This window comes from Curtobacterium sp. VKM Ac-2922, from assembly GCF_022815645.1.
Taxonomy (GTDB): Bacteria; Actinomycetota; Actinomycetes; order Actinomycetales; family Microbacteriaceae; genus Curtobacterium.
The window spans coordinates 1-15,556 of sequence record NZ_JALGRO010000004.1 but is presented as its reverse complement, the minus strand read 5'-3'; the positions used below and the strand labels follow the sequence as shown (position 1 = coordinate 15,556).

General features: G+C 72.3%; 15 protein-coding genes and 1 tRNA gene. 11 read left to right on the top strand and 5 right to left on the bottom strand.

The window, feature by feature from the left end:
* Window positions 1-56 precede the first annotated feature (56 nt).
* Together MT346_RS05570 and MT346_RS05565 are read right to left on the bottom strand one after the other, a co-directional pair.
* Entirely contained in the window at window positions 57-2,219 is a 2,163-nt protein-coding gene (locus MT346_RS05570) for an ATP-dependent DNA helicase RecQ (protein WP_243561839.1), read from the bottom strand.
* An 87-nt stretch (window positions 2,220-2,306) separates the two neighbouring features.
* Window positions 2,307-3,833: a hypothetical protein gene (locus tag MT346_RS05565; protein WP_243561838.1), complete on the bottom strand. Its 1,527-nt coding sequence runs from the start codon at window positions 3,831-3,833 to the stop codon at window positions 2,307-2,309.
* 165 nt (window positions 3,834-3,998) lie between these two features.
* On the opposite strand from MT346_RS05565, the gene MT346_RS05560 reads away from it, so the two are divergent.
* From MT346_RS05560 to aroQ, 4 genes are all read left to right on the top strand, one after another.
* A tRNA-Pro gene (locus tag MT346_RS05560) sits at window positions 3,999-4,072 on the top strand.
* 285 nt (window positions 4,073-4,357) lie between these two features.
* Window positions 4,358-6,097, top strand: a complete 1,740-nt coding sequence (locus MT346_RS18345) for a glycoside hydrolase domain-containing protein (RefSeq protein WP_243561837.1) — start codon at window positions 4,358-4,360, stop codon at window positions 6,095-6,097.
* Window position 6,098: 1 nt separating this feature from the next.
* On the top strand, window positions 6,099-6,323 hold the full coding sequence (locus tag MT346_RS05550; protein ID WP_243561836.1) for a hypothetical protein: 225 nt from the start codon (window positions 6,099-6,101) through the stop codon (window positions 6,321-6,323).
* Window positions 6,320-7,000, top strand: coding sequence for a gamma subclass chorismate mutase AroQ (gene aroQ, locus MT346_RS05545; protein ID WP_243561835.1), 681 nt, complete (start codon window positions 6,320-6,322; stop codon window positions 6,998-7,000). Before MT346_RS05550 ends, aroQ begins: the two co-directional genes overlap by 4 nt.
* Before the next feature lie 122 nt (window positions 7,001-7,122).
* Here aroQ and MT346_RS05540 read toward each other — a convergent pair whose 3' ends face one another.
* A complete protein-coding gene (locus MT346_RS05540; RefSeq protein ID WP_243561834.1) occupies window positions 7,123-7,773 on the bottom strand; it encodes a DUF1345 domain-containing protein in 651 nt (216 codons plus the stop codon).
* 100 nt (window positions 7,774-7,873) lie between these two features.
* Between MT346_RS05540 and MT346_RS05535 the strand changes: the two genes are divergently transcribed.
* From MT346_RS05535 to MT346_RS05520, 4 genes are all read left to right on the top strand, one after another.
* Window positions 7,874-8,572, top strand: a complete 699-nt coding sequence (locus MT346_RS05535) for an SGNH/GDSL hydrolase family protein (RefSeq protein ID WP_243561833.1) — start codon at window positions 7,874-7,876, stop codon at window positions 8,570-8,572.
* 74 nt (window positions 8,573-8,646) lie between these two features.
* Window positions 8,647-9,564 carry a helix-turn-helix transcriptional regulator gene (locus MT346_RS05530; protein WP_243561832.1) on the top strand — a complete coding sequence of 306 codons (918 nt, stop codon included), beginning with the start codon at window positions 8,647-8,649 and terminating at the stop codon, window positions 9,562-9,564.
* 44 nt (window positions 9,565-9,608) lie between these two features.
* Entirely contained in the window at window positions 9,609-9,980 is a 372-nt protein-coding gene (locus MT346_RS05525) for a DUF2255 family protein (protein WP_243561831.1), read from the top strand.
* 70 nt (window positions 9,981-10,050) lie between these two features.
* Window positions 10,051-10,716 (top strand): SDR family NAD(P)-dependent oxidoreductase, encoded by a 666-nt coding sequence (locus MT346_RS05520; protein ID WP_243561830.1) that lies wholly within the window; start codon window positions 10,051-10,053, stop codon window positions 10,714-10,716.
* A gap of 85 nt (window positions 10,717-10,801) precedes the next feature.
* Here the strand turns inward: MT346_RS05520 and MT346_RS05515 are convergent, their stop codons facing one another.
* Window positions 10,802-11,671 carry a DUF6807 family protein gene (locus tag MT346_RS05515; RefSeq protein ID WP_243561829.1) on the bottom strand — a complete coding sequence of 290 codons (870 nt, stop codon included), beginning with the start codon at window positions 11,669-11,671 and terminating at the stop codon, window positions 10,802-10,804.
* Between the two features lie 92 nt (window positions 11,672-11,763).
* On the opposite strand from MT346_RS05515, the gene MT346_RS05510 reads away from it, so the two are divergent.
* The 3 genes from MT346_RS05510 to rlmN all read left to right on the top strand — a co-directional run bounded on the left by MT346_RS05510 (window position 11,764) and on the right by rlmN (window position 15,019).
* The gene (locus MT346_RS05510) at window positions 11,764-12,645 is read left to right on the top strand and encodes an alpha/beta fold hydrolase (RefSeq protein WP_243561828.1); all 882 of its coding nucleotides are present in this window, start codon (window positions 11,764-11,766) and stop codon (window positions 12,643-12,645) included.
* Window positions 12,646-12,830: 185 nt separating this feature from the next.
* A complete protein-coding gene (locus MT346_RS18340) occupies window positions 12,831-13,697 on the top strand; it encodes a C40 family peptidase (RefSeq protein ID WP_243561827.1) in 867 nt (288 codons plus the stop codon).
* A gap of 80 nt (window positions 13,698-13,777) precedes the next feature.
* Window positions 13,778-15,019: a 23S rRNA (adenine(2503)-C(2))-methyltransferase RlmN gene (gene rlmN, locus MT346_RS05500; RefSeq protein ID WP_243561826.1), complete on the top strand. Its 1,242-nt coding sequence runs from the start codon at window positions 13,778-13,780 to the stop codon at window positions 15,017-15,019.
* A 287-nt stretch (window positions 15,020-15,306) separates the two neighbouring features.
* Here rlmN and MT346_RS05495 read toward each other — a convergent pair.
* The coding region (locus tag MT346_RS05495) for a hypothetical protein (RefSeq protein ID WP_243561825.1) at window positions 15,307-15,556 on the bottom strand (250 nt) is incomplete at its 5' end.

Below are 15,556 nucleotides of genomic sequence, written 5' to 3'. Positions count from 1 at the left end.
CGTCCGTAGGGTGGCGTGGGCTCCGGGCCCGCGGGGTCCGGTGTCGCCCGGGGACGTCAGGCGACGGTGGCCAGCGCGAACGGCAACACGGCCGCCGCCCCCGCACGCCGCAGCTCACGACCCGCAACGGTCATGGTCCACCGGCTGTCGACCAGGTCGTCCACCAGCAGCACCGGCCCCTCGTGCGACTGCAATGCGGCGCCGAGCTCCGGCCCCACCACGAAGCTGTCCCACACCCCGGCCAACCGGTAGGCGCTGTTCGTCGCACCATCGCCACGCGGCACCCCGCCGGAACGCTCGAGCGTGCCGAGCAACTGCAGCTTGCCGATCGACGACAGCGCCGAGGCCAGCGACTCGACCAGCAGCGGCCGCGATCGTGACGTCATCGCGACGACCCCGGTCGGCCGGACCTCCCACGGCCAGTCCCGCAGTGCACGGATGCACCCGTCCAGCAGCTCGCGTGACACCGGCGCATCCGGCACCCCGGGCGCGAAGAGCGCGCGGAGCGGACCGCCCCAGCCGAGGTCCGTCAGCCGTGCAACCGCGCGGCCGGGCGCGACGAGTTCGCCCGCGGGGAGCTTCCCGCGAACGGGGACGTCGAGCGCGCTCATGCCCGACGGCCACTGCGCGCGCGGGGCGATCTCGACACCGACCTGGTCCAGCGCCGTGGCGGCACCGGTCGATGCGCTCTCGGGAACGCCGTCCGGGTACCAGACCCCGGCGCAGTTGTCGCACCGGCCACAGGGTTCGGCGGACGGGTCGTCGAGGTCCTGCTGCAGCAACTGCATCCGGCACGCCGAGGTCGACTCGTACTCGAGCATCGACGTGGCTTCGGCTGCCCGGGCCGCGGCGACCCGCTCGTAGCGCGCGGCGTCGTACGTCCACGGCTGCCCGGTGGAGACCCACCCGCCGGCGACCCGGCGGACGGCTCCGTCGACGTCGAGCACCTTCAGCAGCAGCTCGAGCGTGGACCGCTTGATGTCGACGAGCCCCTCGAGGGCGACGGTGGACATCGCGGTGTCGGTCGACAGCGCCCCGAGCACGGCCGACGCGCGCGACTCGGTCGGCATCGAGGCGCTGGCGAAGTACTTCCAGATCTCCTGGTCCTCGTACCCGGGCAGCAGCAGCACGTCGGCGTTGTCGGTCGCACGCCCGGCACGGCCGATCTGCTGGTAGTAGGCCACGGGCGACGACGGCGCACCCACGTGCACGACGAACCCCAGGTCGGGCTTGTCGAACCCCATGCCGAGTGCGCTCGTCGCCACCAGGGCCTTGAGCTCGTTGCCCTTGAGCTGCTGCTCGAGCTGTTCGCGTTCGTCGGTGTCGGTGCGGCCGGTGTAGGCGCGGACGGTGTGACCGCTCTCGCGCAGCAGCCGGGCGATGTCCTCGGCAGCAGAGACCGTCAGCGTGTAGATGATCCCGCTGCCGGGCAGGTCGCCCAGGTGTGCCAACAGCCACCCGAGGCGAGCGCGGGCATCCGGCAGCGTCAGCACGCCCAGCCGCAACGAGGCCCGTGCGAGCGACCCGCGGATCGTGAACACCGGGTCGGCGGGACCGGCGGTGAGCTGCTCGGCGACGTCCTCGACCACGCGCTCGTTCGCGGTGGCGGTCGTCGCCAGCACGGGCACGCCGTGCGGCAGGGACCGGATGAGCTCTGCCAGACGCCGGTAATCCGGCCGGAAGTCGTGACCCCAGTCGGAGATGCAGTGCGCTTCGTCGACGACGAGCATGCCCATCCGGCTGATCAGCGACGGAAGTTGTTCGTCGCGGAACTTCGGGTTGTTCAGCCGCTCGGGGGAGACCAGCAGGACGTCGATCTCGTCGCGCGCCAACGCCGCCTGGGTCTCACCCCACTCGTGTGCGTTCGCCGAGTTGATCGACACCGCTCGGACGCCGGCCCGGGCCGCTGCGGCGACCTGGTCGCGCATGAGTGCCAGCAGCGGTGAGACCAGCACGGTCGGACCACCGCCGCGACGCCGGAGCAGCAGCGTCGCCAGGAAGTACACGGCCGACTTGCCCCATCCGGTGCGCTGCACGACCAAGGCACGCTGCCGGTGTTCGACCAGCGCCGAGATCGCCTCGAGCTGGCCGGGGTGGAAGACCGCGTCGGGTCGCCCCGTCAGGGCGGCGAGTGCCTGCTGCGCCTCGGCAGCGATGTCCGCCGACGGCGGTACGGCAGGCGGGACGGTCGGGCCGGAACCGAGCACGGGAGAAGACATGGCCCCATGCTGTCAGCACCGACCGACGTGACGCGCCCCGATCCTCCAGGCTGTGGAGAACGCAGCCCACCGCAGAACGCGATCCCGCTACTGGTACGTCACCAGCGACGGCGTCGGCGCGACCTCGCTCATGGTCTGGGCGGGGGAGAGCATCGGCTGGTCCTCGTCGAAGAAGTTCTTCCACCCCCAGTGCACCCCCGCCGGCGCGCCGTCGTGCAGCGCCTTCCAGGTGGCCTGCTTGTCCGGCTGCGACCCCTGCCCGTCGACGTGGATGAGCACGTCGAGCTCGGGATACGACGCCAGCGACGCGCGGTCCTGGATCATCGACAGCCGGAACTGGTGCAGCACCAGCGCCTTCGGGGGCAGCCCGTGGCGCTCCACCAGACCCGCCAGCCACGACGACACCGCGTTCACCTCGGACGCGTCGACACGCCCGATCTGCTGCAGGGGCACCTGGTCCGGCCCGAGCCGCCACTCCGGGTCGAGCGCGAGCCACACACCCGGGCGCTTCAGCAACGACTCGTACCGCTTCGCCTGGGACAGGAAGTCGGCACGCCCCGGCTGCAGGTCGATGATCACCGGCATGCCGGCGTCGTGGGCCGCATCGACGTAGGGCTCGAGCGTCGACACGGGCAGCTCCGTCGAGTAGTCCCCGTCCGCTCCGGCATCGCCGGCCGCGACGGTCGCGATGACCTCGAACGCCGGCGTCACCGGCTCGTCCGACACGCCGTCGTACGACGCCGCGAGCTGCTTCGCTCGCGCGACGGACGCGTCAGGGTCCTGCTCGCCGAGCACCCCGAGGGACGGCGCGCCGGGTGCGCCGTACATCGCGACGTACCGGTGTCCGTCGAACGGCCGCTGGCCGCCGTGGGGGAGCTGCCAGCCGCTCTCGGCCGCACGGATGGTCCACGTCGGGTCCGGCAGGTCCGCGAACGCCGCACCGGTCAGCAGCGTCGGCGCGCCCCGGTGCTCGTGCAGCGCGGTGACGACGTCGGGGGCCGCCGCCGGGTCCGACACGCCGTCCGGCATGGTCACGACACGCGCACCGGCGGCCTTCGCGGTGGCGATCACGGCGGTGTCTGCGCTCGCGTCCGCCACGACGACCGTGGCCGGACGGGAGGCCCGGCTCGGCTCCGGCGCGTCTCCGCCGCCTGGCGCGTCGCGCTCCGGGACGTCCGTGCGGACCTGGACGTCGCCCTCGGCCTGGTACCAGGACGCGCCGAGGCGGTCGAGTTCCGCGCCGACCGGGCGGTCGGCGCTGGCCGCGCCGCCGTCGCTGGCCGCACCGCCGTCGCTGGCCGCACCGCCGTCGCGCTTCGCGGCGAGCAGCAGCGGTACGTGCGCGCGTCGTGCGGCGCTCACCGCGTCGGCGACCGCATCCGCGTCGTCGGCCGGCGCGACCACGGCACCGGGCGCCGAGGCGAACAGCGCCCGGCTGGCCCGGATCGATCGTCCGGCCGCATCGTCCTGGGCGGCGACTGTCACGCTGCCGGCGGCGGCCTTCGTGAGCGTGGGGCGGTCATCGGTCTGTGCGGTCCCGGTGCACCCGGCGACTCCGACGACCATGCCGGAGACCGCGAGTGCGAGCAGGACGCGGGTGGTGCGGGAGGGCATCGGACCACCCTAGGGGCCGGCTCTGGAAGCGACGTGCTCGGACATGGCGCGGCGGGGGTCCGGCGTCCGCTATGCTGATCTGGCTGCTCCGCGCTCGGTCGGGTGCGGGTGGCGGAGTCCTCCGGGGCTCCGAGTCCGTCAGGACTCAGGGTCCGTCAGGACTCGCGGGCTGTGGCGCAGCTTGGTAGCGCACTTGACTGGGGGTCAAGGGGTCGCAGGTTCAAATCCTGTCAGCCCGACCGAACGACGAAGCCCACCGATGCACTCGGTGGGCTTCTCGCATTCCCGGGCCCCGCTGGGCAGCCCGATCTCGAAGGCCCCGGCAGGGCCGTCGTTGTGACTGCCCATCCATGCCGTCGGGGGGCCCACACTGTGGACTTCATCAGACGATCGTCTGCATCGCTTGAGGCGCCCTCCAGGTTTTCAGACGATCGTCTGACGGACACGAACCCGACCAGGCGAGCCCGCATCGCGCCCCGCTCCCACCGCGCACCCCACGGCGCGACGACCCAGAAGGGCACCCCGTGCACCTCTCACGACGCAGCGCACTCCTCGGCCTCACCGCATCCCTGCCCCTGACTTCGGCCGCCATCGCCGCCCCGGCGAACGCCGCGACCACCACTCCGGACGCAACACCTCCCACCACGCCACCTCCGACCTCGTCGTCGGCCCCCGGAGGAGTCCTCGGCGTCCAGCAGTGGCTCAACGCCACCTTCGGCACGGTCACCGGCTGGGTACACGTCGTCGAGGACGGCACCTCAGGGTCCGGCACCGTGCTCGGCCTGGTCCAGGCGACGCAGTCGCTGCTCGGCATCACTCCCGTCGTCCCCGCCTTCGGCGCCCAGACCCGGCAGCGACTCGACGAACACGGCGACATCGGCGCCGAGAGCGGCGAGAGCGGCGCGAGCAGCACGAGCGGCCCGAACACGAGCGACACGAGCCCGAGCGACACCGACCACGACGCGGCCACTTGGTGCCGCCTCGTGCAGGCCGGCCTGATCTGCAAGGGTGCCTCCGCGGTGTCTCTGACGGGGGAGTGGGACGCCCCGACCACCGCGGCCCTCGCCACCCTGCGGGACGACCTCGGCGCGACCCCGGGCACGCTGCCCGTCTCCCCGCACCTGTACGGCGCACTGCTGACGACCGACGCCGTCACGCTCGCACCGGGCGGATCCCCGACGATCCGGACGGTCCAGCAGTACCTGAACCGCACCTACGCCGAGCGGCCCGGCGGAGCCTACGGCGGGACGAACGGTCTGGTCGACGGGACCACGACGGCAGCGGTCGTCCGCGCGGTGCAGATCGATTCCGGTGCCGCGGCGAGCAGTGTCGACGGTGTGTGGGGTCCCGGCACGGCGAAGGCCCTCCGCGCGGCCACGGCCAGCGTCGTCGGCCCGGGCTCCACCGGCCCGTGGGTGCACCTGGTCAAGACGCTGCTCGTGCTGAACCGCGAGCGCGTCCCCTTCGACGACGTCTACACGGCGGCCGACGCACGGGTCGTCCGCGCGTTCCAGCAGTTCCAGGCGTTCCCGCCCGCGCAGCAGACCGGTACCTGCGACTTCGGCACGTGGGCGGCGCTCGCCGCCAGCAGCGGAGACCCCGACCGCGCCACGACCGGCGCGGACCTGTCCACGCCCCTCGACGCGGCACGGGCGGCGGCGGTCAAGGCCTCTGGCGTCAGCATCGTCGGCCGGTACCTGACGAACCTCGACAAGCCCGGCGCGCTCGACAAGGCGATGACCCGGGCCGAGGTCACGACGATCGCACGGGCCGGACTCGGGCTGTGGCCGATCTTCGAAGAGGGCGGGACGGCGGCGTCGTGGTTCACCTTCGCGCAGGGCATCGCGGACGCGCACCGCGCTCACGATGCCGTTCGGCAGCTCGGGATCCCGAAGCAGACCACCGTCTACTTCGCGGTGGACTACGACGCCACGGACGACGACATCGAGACGAAGGTCGTGCCGTACTTCCGCGGTGTCACGAAGGGCCTCCGCGACCGCGGCGGTCTGGTCAAGCCGGGTGTGTACGGCGCTCGGCGGACGTGCACGGTCGTCAGCAACGCGGGCCTGGCGCACTGCTCGTTCGTCGCGGGTACGACCACCGGCTGGGCCGGCAACCAACTGCAGCCCCTGCCCCGCAACTGGTCCTTCAACCAGATCCAGGAGCGGACCGCGGGCTCCGGCGCCTCGGCGGTCGACATCGACGCGAACGTCGTGTCCGGACGCGACCCCGGCGTCACCGCCGCACAGCTGCTCGGACACTGACGTGCTCGCGCGGAACCCGTCCGATCCGTGGCAGCCCCGCGCTGTCCCGCACGAGGTCCTCTACGTCTTCGCCGACTTCGCCGAGGTGGTCCGCGTCGACTGCTGGTGTGACCGCGAGGCCGACCACGTCGAGGCCTACCCCTTCTACGACGAGATCATCCAGCCGCTCATCGCCCACCTCGCGCGCCGCATCCGGCGCCGCCTCCGGAAGGAACCACGCCCATGACCACGACCCACACCCGCCTGCGTCGGACCGGCACCGTCGCGCTCGGCATCGGCCTGCTCGCGGCCGCAGCCGTCGTCCCCACCACGGCAGCAACCGCCGCGACGACGACGATGAGCACGAGCGCGACCACGGGCACGAACGCAACAACGAGCTCAACCACGACCACCAGCACGACGACCACGGGCACCACCAGCGCATCGGCGCAGCTCGACACCGTGGGCAGCCTGCTCACCCGCCGCCTGGAACTCGCCGACCCGGTCGCGCAGTCGAAGTGGCTGAGCGGCAATCCGATCGCCGATCCGGTCCGCGAACAGGCCGTCATCGACGAGGCGGTGCAGCTGGCCCAGCAGCAGGGCGTCGACCCGGCACTGGTCACCCGCGTGGTGCAGGCGCAGATCGACGCCAGCAAGCTGGTCCAGCGTGGCCGGTTCGTCCACTGGACCCACGACCCGTCGTCAGCGCCCACGACCGCGCCCGACCTGTCGACCATCCGTCCGCAGCTCGACAGCATCGACACGGACCTGGTCGCGGCACTCGGAGCCGTCCAGGCCGCCAGCCAGGACCCGCGTTGCGCGCACCTGGTCGACGCGGAGCGTCAGCGCCAGTACCCCGGCCTGGACTCGCTGCAGGCCAAGGGCGTCCGCGTCGCGTGGAGCACGTTCTGCACCCGCAGCTGACCGCCAGCCGACCCACCGACACGGAGTCGGCTCGCGACGCGACCACATGACGGACGGGAGGCCCGGTGCCAGCTGGCACCGGCCCTCCCGTCCGTCTCGTGTCGGTCGACACCGCCGCGACGTCAGGACGCCAGACCGGCCACCAGGTTGATGACGCTCGCGATGACGACCGTGCCGAAGAAGAACGACAGCAGCGCGTGCCGCAGCGTGGCACTGCGGATGGTCGACGTCCGGATGGTGGTGTCGGACACCTGGTAGGTCATGCCCACCGTGACGGCGAAGTACGCGAAGTCCGAGTACCGCGGCGGTTCGTCCTGGTTGAAGTCGATGCCGCCGGGCTCTCCGCTGTAGTACAGCTCGGCGTACCGCAGCGTGAAGAGCGTCTGCACCAGCAGCCAGGACAGGAAGACACTGACGACGCCGAGCGCCGCGGCCGCGTCCTGCGCCTGGCCGTGCAGCCCCTTCGCACTGCCCAGCACCACGAGCAGCGCGACGACACTGGCCAGCGAGGCCCCGACCAGCAGCAGGTCCGACGCGGTCCGGCGTGGGTCCTCACGCGCGGCGCTCTCGCCCGTCCGCTGCCCGTCGAAGTGCAGCAGCGGCCACGCCGTCGCGACGTAGACCGCGCACGCGGCGGCCCAGCCGATCGACGGCGCCCACCGGGCCCCGACGGTCAGCCCGGCGACGACGGCGACGACGATGCCGACGACGAGCATGAGCACGAGACGGTGCCGGTACCGCTCGGGGCGGTGCGCGTGCGGGGTGATGTCCACGGGCCCAGCATCGCATCGGCGCTCGCCGGGGCCGCGCAGCCTGTCAGCCTTCGCGGGTTGCTGCGCGGACGGTGGTGGTTCCCGCGAGCAGACTGGTCGGATGCAGAGAACGGGCACCATGATCGCTGTCGTCGTGGCCGGGCTCGCTGTCGTCGCGGGCATCGGGTACGTCGCGGTCGAGCACCCGACACGGGCCTCGGCCGGGGCCACCGCGACCGCGACCACCACGCCGCCGCGCGGCACCCGCGTCGTCACGATCGGCGACTCGATCATGGCCGGCTACGGCCTGGACAGCGCCGCGGACGCCTGGCCCGCGATGCTCGGTCGCGTCGACCACCTCCGGGTCACGAACCTCGGGTGCAGCGGCGGCGGCTTCGTGGCGGTGGGGGACTGCGACACGGACTTCGCCGGGCTCGTCGCCCAGGCCGAGGCCGCCCACCCGGCGATCGTCATCGTGCAGTCGTCGGACAACGACCTGGGTCAGGACGCCGCCACCATCGAGTCCGCGACCGCCGCGACGGTCGCGCAGCTGCACGCGGCACTGCCGTCGGCACGCATCGTCGGTCTGAGCACCCTGTGGGGGCAGCCGGGCGACGTCCCCGACGAGGTCGCGCAGAGCTCGGCGAGCCTGCAGCGCGCCGTGCAGGCGGCACACGGCACCTTCGTCGACGTCGGCCAGCCGCTCGCCGGACACGCCGACCTGCTGCAGTCCGACAGCGAGCACCCCACCGTCGCCGGGCAGCGGGTGCTGACCCGGGTCATTCAGCACGACCTGCGGCGTGCGGGCGTCGCGATCTGAGTGACGGCGCCCGTTGCACGGGGTGTACCAGCAGGGCACGCCAGCCCGGAGCGTGCGCCCGTACCGTGAGGGGCATGTCGAACAAGGACGACGTCAAGGAGTTCCTCACCAGCCGCCGCGCCCGGATCACCCCGGACCGGGTGTCGCTGCCCGGCGGTCCCGGTCGGCGTGTGCCCGGGCTCCGGCGCACCGAGGTCGCGATGCTCGCGGGCATGAGCGTGGAGTACTACGCCAAGCTCGAGCGCGGCGACCTGGTCGGCGTCTCCGAGACCGTGCTGGTCGCGCTGTCCGATGCCCTGCTGCTCGACGACGCCGAGCGTGAGCACCTGCTCGACCTGGCCCGCGAGGCCAACGCGTCCCCGGTCCGCCGCCGTCGTCGCCCGTCGCCGAAGGACGTCCGCACCAGCATGCGCTGGGCCCTCGACGGTTTCACCGCGGGTCCGGCCTTCGTCCGCAACGGACGCATGGACGTGCTGGCCGAGAACCAGCTGTTCCGTGGTCTCTACTGGGGGATGTACGAGCTGCCCGACCGCCCGGTCAACCTGGCGCGCTTCACGTTCCTGCACCGCGAGGACTCCGAACGCTTCTACCCGAACTGGTCCCAGGCCGCCGACATCAACGTCGGGATCCTGCGCACCGAGGCCGGCCGCAACCCGCACGACCGGGCACTGCAGGACCTGGTCGGCGAGCTGTCGACGCGCAGCCAGGAGTTCCGCACGCGCTGGGGCGCCCACGACGTGCGACACCACGCCACCGGCGACAAGCACTTCCACCACCCGGTCGTCGGCGACCTCGACCTGGTCTACGAGGCGATGGAGCCCATGGCCGACCAGGGACTCAACTTCCTGGTCTACTCGGCCGCGCCCGGGTCGCCGAGCGAGGACGCCCTGCGCCTGCTCGCCAGCTGGGTCGCCACCCGCGAGCAAGAACGCCGCGCCGAGCACGAGCACCGCGACCAGCAGCACGAGCGGCACGACCACCAGCCGAACTGACCGGACCAGCCCGACCGACCCCACCCGACAACCGGAAGGCACCCATGCCCTGGGACCACGACACCCTGAACGCCATCGCGACCACAGACGACCTGCACGTCTCCCCGTTCCGTCAGGACGGCACCACCTACGGCACCCCGACCTGGATCTGGTCCGTCGTCGTCGACGGTGACCTGTACGCCCGGGCGTACAACGGCCGCCGCTCTCGCTGGTACCGCGCCGCCGTCACGCAGGCCGCCGGCCGCATCACCGCCGCCGGCGCCGAGCACGAGGTCACCTTCACCGAGGCCGACCCCGGCGTGAACAGCCGCGTCGACGCCGCGTACCAGGCCAAGTACGCCGGCAGCGAGTACCTGCAGCCGATGCTGCAGGACGGCCCGACCTCGGCCACCGTCCGCATCGACTCCCGCGACTGAGCGCCACCGGAGGTCACAGCCGCCGGGAGCAGAGTCGTTCCCGAACCCCACGCTCCACGGAAGGACCCGCATGACCACCATCGCCATCATCGGCGCCGGCAAGGGCCTCGGCCTGGCCGTCGCCCGCCGCTTCGCCCGCGAGGGCTTCGCCGTCGCCCTCGTCGCTCGCAACCAGGACCGCGTCGACGCGCTCGCCGCCGAACTCCGGCAGGACGGCCACAGCGCCGCCGGCTTCACCGCGAACGTCCGCGACCCCGAGTCGATCCGACACGCGCTCGAGCGCGCCACCGAGCAGCTCGGCCCGATCGAGGTGCTGCAGTACAGCCCGCTGCCGGCCAAGGAGTACATGCGGCCGGTGCTCGAGACCACCGAGGCGGATCTGGTCGGACCGGTCGAGTTCTCGGTCTACGGCGCCGTCGCCGCCGCGCGTCAGGCGATCCCCGGCATGCGCGCGATCGGCCACGGCACGCTGCTGTTCGTCAACGGCGCCAGTGCGGTCCGTCCCGCCGACCGGGTGACGGGCACGTCGGTCGCCTTCGCGGCCGAGAGCGCCTACGCGCAGCTGCTGCACGAGGCGCTCGCGCCCGAGTCGATCCACGTCGGGCAGCTCATCATCCCGTTCGGCATCGACGACGGGCAGGACGCCCACGCGTCACAGGCGGTCGCCGAGCGCCTGTGGTCGATGCACACGGACCGCGGCGACTTCCGCGTCTACGCCGAGGCCCTGTCGGCCTGAGTCGCGACGCGGTCGGACAGACACGGTCGGACAGGAGGCTCGGTGGCGGACCGCCACCGAGCCTCCCGTCCGTCAGGCGGTCGGCTCAGTGCCGCAGCAACGCGACGGGGTCGACGCGTCCGTCCGCGACGACCGCGCGGAACGCGCGGACCAGCGGCACGCCGGGTCGCACCACGGCCGCGCTGCTCCACGCGAGTGCCGAGCCGATCGCCGGGTACTCGTCCACCCGGACGAACCACGGGTCGTCGTGGTCGAGTGCCTGCAGGACGACGGTGGCCGCGCGACCCGCGAACGACGCCGACCAGGACACCCAGGGCGCGACGGAGCCGTGCACGGCTGACTCGCCCGCGGCGCTCGCCGTCCGGACGTCGACGTCGGAGCACTCGGGGAACCGCCAGAACAGCCCGCCGTACCCCGCACCGGCACGCCCGTTGCTGCCGGGGCTGCCGAGCCGCACCGGGGCATCGCCCGCCGTCGACCACGCCGACACCGTGTGCAGTTCCCAGGCGTCCGGTCCGAGCGCACGGCAGGCGGTCACTCGGTCCTCGTGCAGGACCGGGCGGCCGTCGGGTCCGCGCCAGCGCAGCGCCTCGGTCCGGGTGTCGCCGTCGACGCTCGCGCGCTCGACCGTCACGCGGCCGTGGTCCTCGCGCCACACGTAGCCCGTGTCGCGGACGTACGTCCGGCCGCCCCAGCAGTTCACGCCGTCGACGTCGGGGATCGCCGGGCCCACGCCGGCGTGCCAGTCGTGGTCGGCGGGGTGGTGCGCGCTGACGACCGTGCCGCCGAGGGTCCGGACCGGGTGCAGGAACGGCCGGGGGACCGACGTCGGAGCGGTGCCGCCGCCGTCGAGCTCGGTCGCGACCTCGGCCGGCCTGCCGTCCGGGCCGGGCAGCACCCACCGGTGCAGGGCCTGGTCGCCGTCGGCCCGCGGTGCCCCCGTGTCGGTCGTCACGCCGCCGACCGTACCAAGCGCGAGCGGTTCCCTGAGTGCCGTCACCGGACAGTGTCGGCCGGTCCTTGGCGGCCGCGACTACCTTCGCCGTCATGTCGATCGAGCCGTGTGTGCGCAGCGACGGTGCCGCACGCGTCGAGACCGCCGTGCGGGGGGCGGGTGTTCCCGTGCTCGTGCTGCACGGGTCGCCCGGGGGCATCGACGCCGCAATGGTGATGAGCCGGTTCCTCCCCGAGGACCGGTTCCGCACCGTGCTCGTCTCGCGGCCCGGCTACCTCGGCACCGCGCTCGACCCCGAGCACGCGTCGATCGACGACGAGGCCGACCTGCTCGCGGGCGTCCTCGACGACCTGGGCATCGAGCGTGTCGGGGTCCTCGCCTGGTCGGGCGGCGGACCCGTCGCCTACCGACTGGCGGTCCGGCACCCGGACCGCGTCTCGGCCGTCGTCGCCGCCTCGGCGGTGAGCGGGCGGTGGGTCCCCGGGCGCACCGGCCCGGTCGAGTACCTCGTGTCGCACACCGCGATCGGCGCACGCCTGGCCGGATGGGCCGCACGGCACCTGCCGCACGCGGCCGTCGGAGGTGCGATCACCGGCGTCAGCAGCCTGCACGGACGGTCCCTCCGACGACACGTCCAGGGCATCCTCGGCGACACCGAGCGCCGCGCGTTCATGCTCGACATGGCGGCGACGGGCAACAGCTCGGGCGCGCACCGAGCCGGGTGGCGCAACGACGTCCGGACCTTCGGCGCGATCGAGTCGCTCGAGCTCGACCGGATCGGCGCGCCGGTGCTCGTCGTGCACGGTGACGCGGACACCGAGGTCGTCGTGTCGCACAGCGTGCGTGCCGCGCAGCAGATCCCCGGCGCAGAACTCGTGCTGCTGTCCGGTGGCACGCACTTCGCGTTCTGGTCCCACCGCGAGGCCACCGACGTGCAGGCCCGAGCGCAGGAGTTCCTCGCCGCTTCCCTGTGACCCACCGCAGGAAACGGGGTCACTTCCCCAGGCGGGACCAGGTTCGTGACCAATACGTTATCTTCTCGTGTCCCCCTTCCCGAGGCGGGGACTCGAACCCGGAAGGAACCATGGGACGCCACGCTCTGCCCGCTGCAGCCGACGACCGCCGGTCAGCACCAGCTCCGTCCCCTTCCGCACCGTCCGTGACGCGTCCGCGTGGCCGCCGTTCCGCTTCCGGCCCGGCCCTCGCCCGGTCCAGTTTCGTCGAGCACGAGCAGCCCGCACGGGTCGTCGCCCTGCACCCGGTCCGCACCGCCCCGACGACTCCTGCCCGGTCTGCCGGCGGCACCGCCTTCGTGTCGCGCACCGGCAGCCTGCGCGCCGAACGCGCGCTCGACCCGCGGCACGTCCGTCGTGCCGCCAACGCCAAGCGCGCCGCACTCATCCTGGCGCCGGCCCTGGCGTTCACCTCGGCACTGACGCTCTCGATGCCCGCGAACGCGGCCACGCCCCAGGCGACGACGCCCAGCCGCACCACCACGTCCGAGCAGCTGCAGACCTACACGGTCGCGCACGACGTCGAGATCCCCGTCACCACGACCGACGGCATGAGTGCCACCACCACGACCGTCGTGTCCTACCCGACGCTCGTCACCCGCTTCGGCGTGACCACCGCGCAGGCCGAGTCAGCCATCTCGGCGGCGCTCTCCGCCGGCGGCGACCGCGCCACGATCCTCCAGACCGCACTGCAGTACCTGGGCGACCCGTACGTCGAGGGTGGCGCCAGCCACGCGGGCATCGACTGCTCCGGACTGACGATGGTGGCCTACCAGTCCGTCGGCATCTCGCTCGTGCACTACGTCCCCACGCAGGACGCCGCGGCGACGACGATCCCCGCATCCGAAGCGAAGCCGGGCGACATGGTCGTCTACGACAACGAGGACCACGTCGGCCTGTACCTGGGTGACGGACTCGTGCTGCAGGCCCCGCACCCGGGCGAGGTCGTCGACATCGTGCCGATGTACTCAGCCGCGCACCACTTCGCACGGCTGCTGCCCGCCGGCTCCTGAGCAGGGCGCCGCACGCGTCGCTGTGCCGCGTGCCGCACGCGTCGCTGTGCCGCGCGCCGGACGTCCCGTAAACTGGAGTGATGGCCACCGAGACCCGCACCCCGTTCGAGGAGCAGAGCGCCGCGCGCTCCGCCCGCCCCCAGGTGCGTCCCCGGACCGAGGGCTGGACCCAGGCCACCGACGGCGAAGGCCGACCGCTCCTGCAGTTCGCGTCGCCCAAGCGCGGCAAGCCGCCGGAGCACCTGGCCGACCTGACCGTCGCCGAGCGCGAGGCCAAGGTCAAGGAACTCGGCCTGCCCGGCTTCCGCGCCAAGCAGCTGTCGACCCACTACTTCACGCACTACACGTCCGACCCCGAGCGGATGACGGACCTGCCGGCGGCCCAGCGCGACCAGCTCGTCGCGGGCATGCTCCCGCCGCTGCTGACCGAGACCCGGCGTCTCGCGACGGACAAGGGCGACACGATCAAGTTCCTCTGGAAGCTGCACGACGGCGCCCTGGTCGAGTCCGTGCTGATGCGGTACCCCGGCCGCATCACGCTCTGCGTCTCGTCCCAGGCCGGCTGCGGCATGAACTGCCCGTTCTGCGCCACCGGGCAGCAGGGTCTCACCCGCAACATGTCCACCGCCGAGATCATCGAGCAGATCGTGCGGGCGAACGCCGCCATCGCCGCGGGTGAGCTCGGTGGTGATCCCCGCAAGGGCGGCAAGGACCGCGTCGACGCCGAGCGCGTGACGAACATCGTCTTCATGGGCATGGGGGAGCCCCTGGCCAACTACAAGCGGGTGATGGACGCCGTCCGCACGATGGTGGCCCCGCAGCCGCACGGACTCGGCATGAGCGCCCGGGGCATCACGGTGTCGACGGTCGGCCTCGTGCCCGCCATCAACAAGCTGGCCGACGAGGGCATCCCGATCACCTTCGCGCTGTCCCTGCACGCCCCGGACGACGAACTGCGTGACGAGCTCATCCCGGTGAACTCGAAGTGGAAGGCCGACGAGGCCATCGACGCCGCGTACAACTACTACGTCAAGACGGGTCGACGGGTCTCGATCGAGTACGCGCTCATCAAGGACATGAACGACCACGCCTGGCGGGCCGACCTGCTCGCCGAGAAGCTCAACAAGCGCGGCAAGGGGTGGGTGCACGTCAACCCGATCCCGCTCAACCCGACGCCCGGCTCCGTGTGGACGTCGTCCGAGGTGCACGTGCAGGACGAGTTCGTCCGCCGGCTGAACGCCGCGGGCATCCCGACCACCCTGCGCGACACCCGTGGCAAGGAGATCGACGGCGCCTGCGGTCAGCTCGCTGCGGCGGAGTGAGACGGCGGTCGCCGGACGGCGTTCGGACAGGAGGCACGGTGCACGTCCGCACCGTGCCTCCGGTCGTTCCCGGGGCCGGTTCTGGGCAGTCGTCAGGACGTCGACTCCCCGTCACGTCCTGGCCGCGAGGCGTTCACCCGGGTGCGACACGCCCGGGTGTGACGACGGTTGGCGGGCCCCCCGGGGCCTGTGTAAAGTAATCACTCGTTGCCGCTGAGGCGGAGAACGGAACGGCCGAGACGGTCACGGGGTGCACACCCCGAGACGCAGTCCGGACGGGATCCCGCTCAGGCAACCAGCCCCAGAGTCCGCTCTGGTGGCGACAAGAACGAATGCCTCTCTGGCGGAACCTCTTCGTGGGGTCGAGTGGTGAGTGCGTCTGGTCCTTGAGAACTCAACAGCGTGCACATTGTCAATGCCAATTTATTGACCCCGTGCTCGGTCAGCTTGCTGGTCGAGTCGGAGACAATTCCTTTTGGATTGAAGATTGTCAGTAGACAGTCAACAGTCAAGATCAACTCGGTCTGATGCTTTCGG

What these genes read in the sequence shown, in the direction of transcription:
- MT346_RS05510 (WP_243561828.1), top strand. Translation starts at nt 11,764, where the DNA reads ATGTCGATCGAGCCGTGTGTGCGCAGCGACGGTGCCGCACGCGTCGAG.
- MT346_RS05535 (WP_243561833.1), top strand. Translation starts at nt 7,874, where the DNA reads ATGCAGAGAACGGGCACCATGATCGCTGTCGTCGTGGCCGGGCTCGCT.
- rlmN (WP_243561826.1), top strand. Translation starts at nt 13,778, where the DNA reads ATGGCCACCGAGACCCGCACCCCGTTCGAGGAGCAGAGCGCCGCGCGC.
- MT346_RS05520 (WP_243561830.1), top strand. Translation starts at nt 10,051, where the DNA reads ATGACCACCATCGCCATCATCGGCGCCGGCAAGGGCCTCGGCCTGGCC.
- MT346_RS05565 (WP_243561838.1), bottom strand. Translation starts at nt 3,833, where the DNA reads ATGCCCTCCCGCACCACCCGCGTCCTGCTCGCACTCGCGGTCTCCGGC.
- aroQ (WP_243561835.1), top strand. Translation starts at nt 6,320, where the DNA reads ATGACCACGACCCACACCCGCCTGCGTCGGACCGGCACCGTCGCGCTC.
- MT346_RS05530 (WP_243561832.1), top strand. Translation starts at nt 8,647, where the DNA reads ATGTCGAACAAGGACGACGTCAAGGAGTTCCTCACCAGCCGCCGCGCC.
- MT346_RS05570 (WP_243561839.1), bottom strand. Translation starts at nt 2,219, where the DNA reads ATGTCTTCTCCCGTGCTCGGTTCCGGCCCGACCGTCCCGCCTGCCGTA.
- MT346_RS05525 (WP_243561831.1), top strand. Translation starts at nt 9,609, where the DNA reads ATGCCCTGGGACCACGACACCCTGAACGCCATCGCGACCACAGACGAC.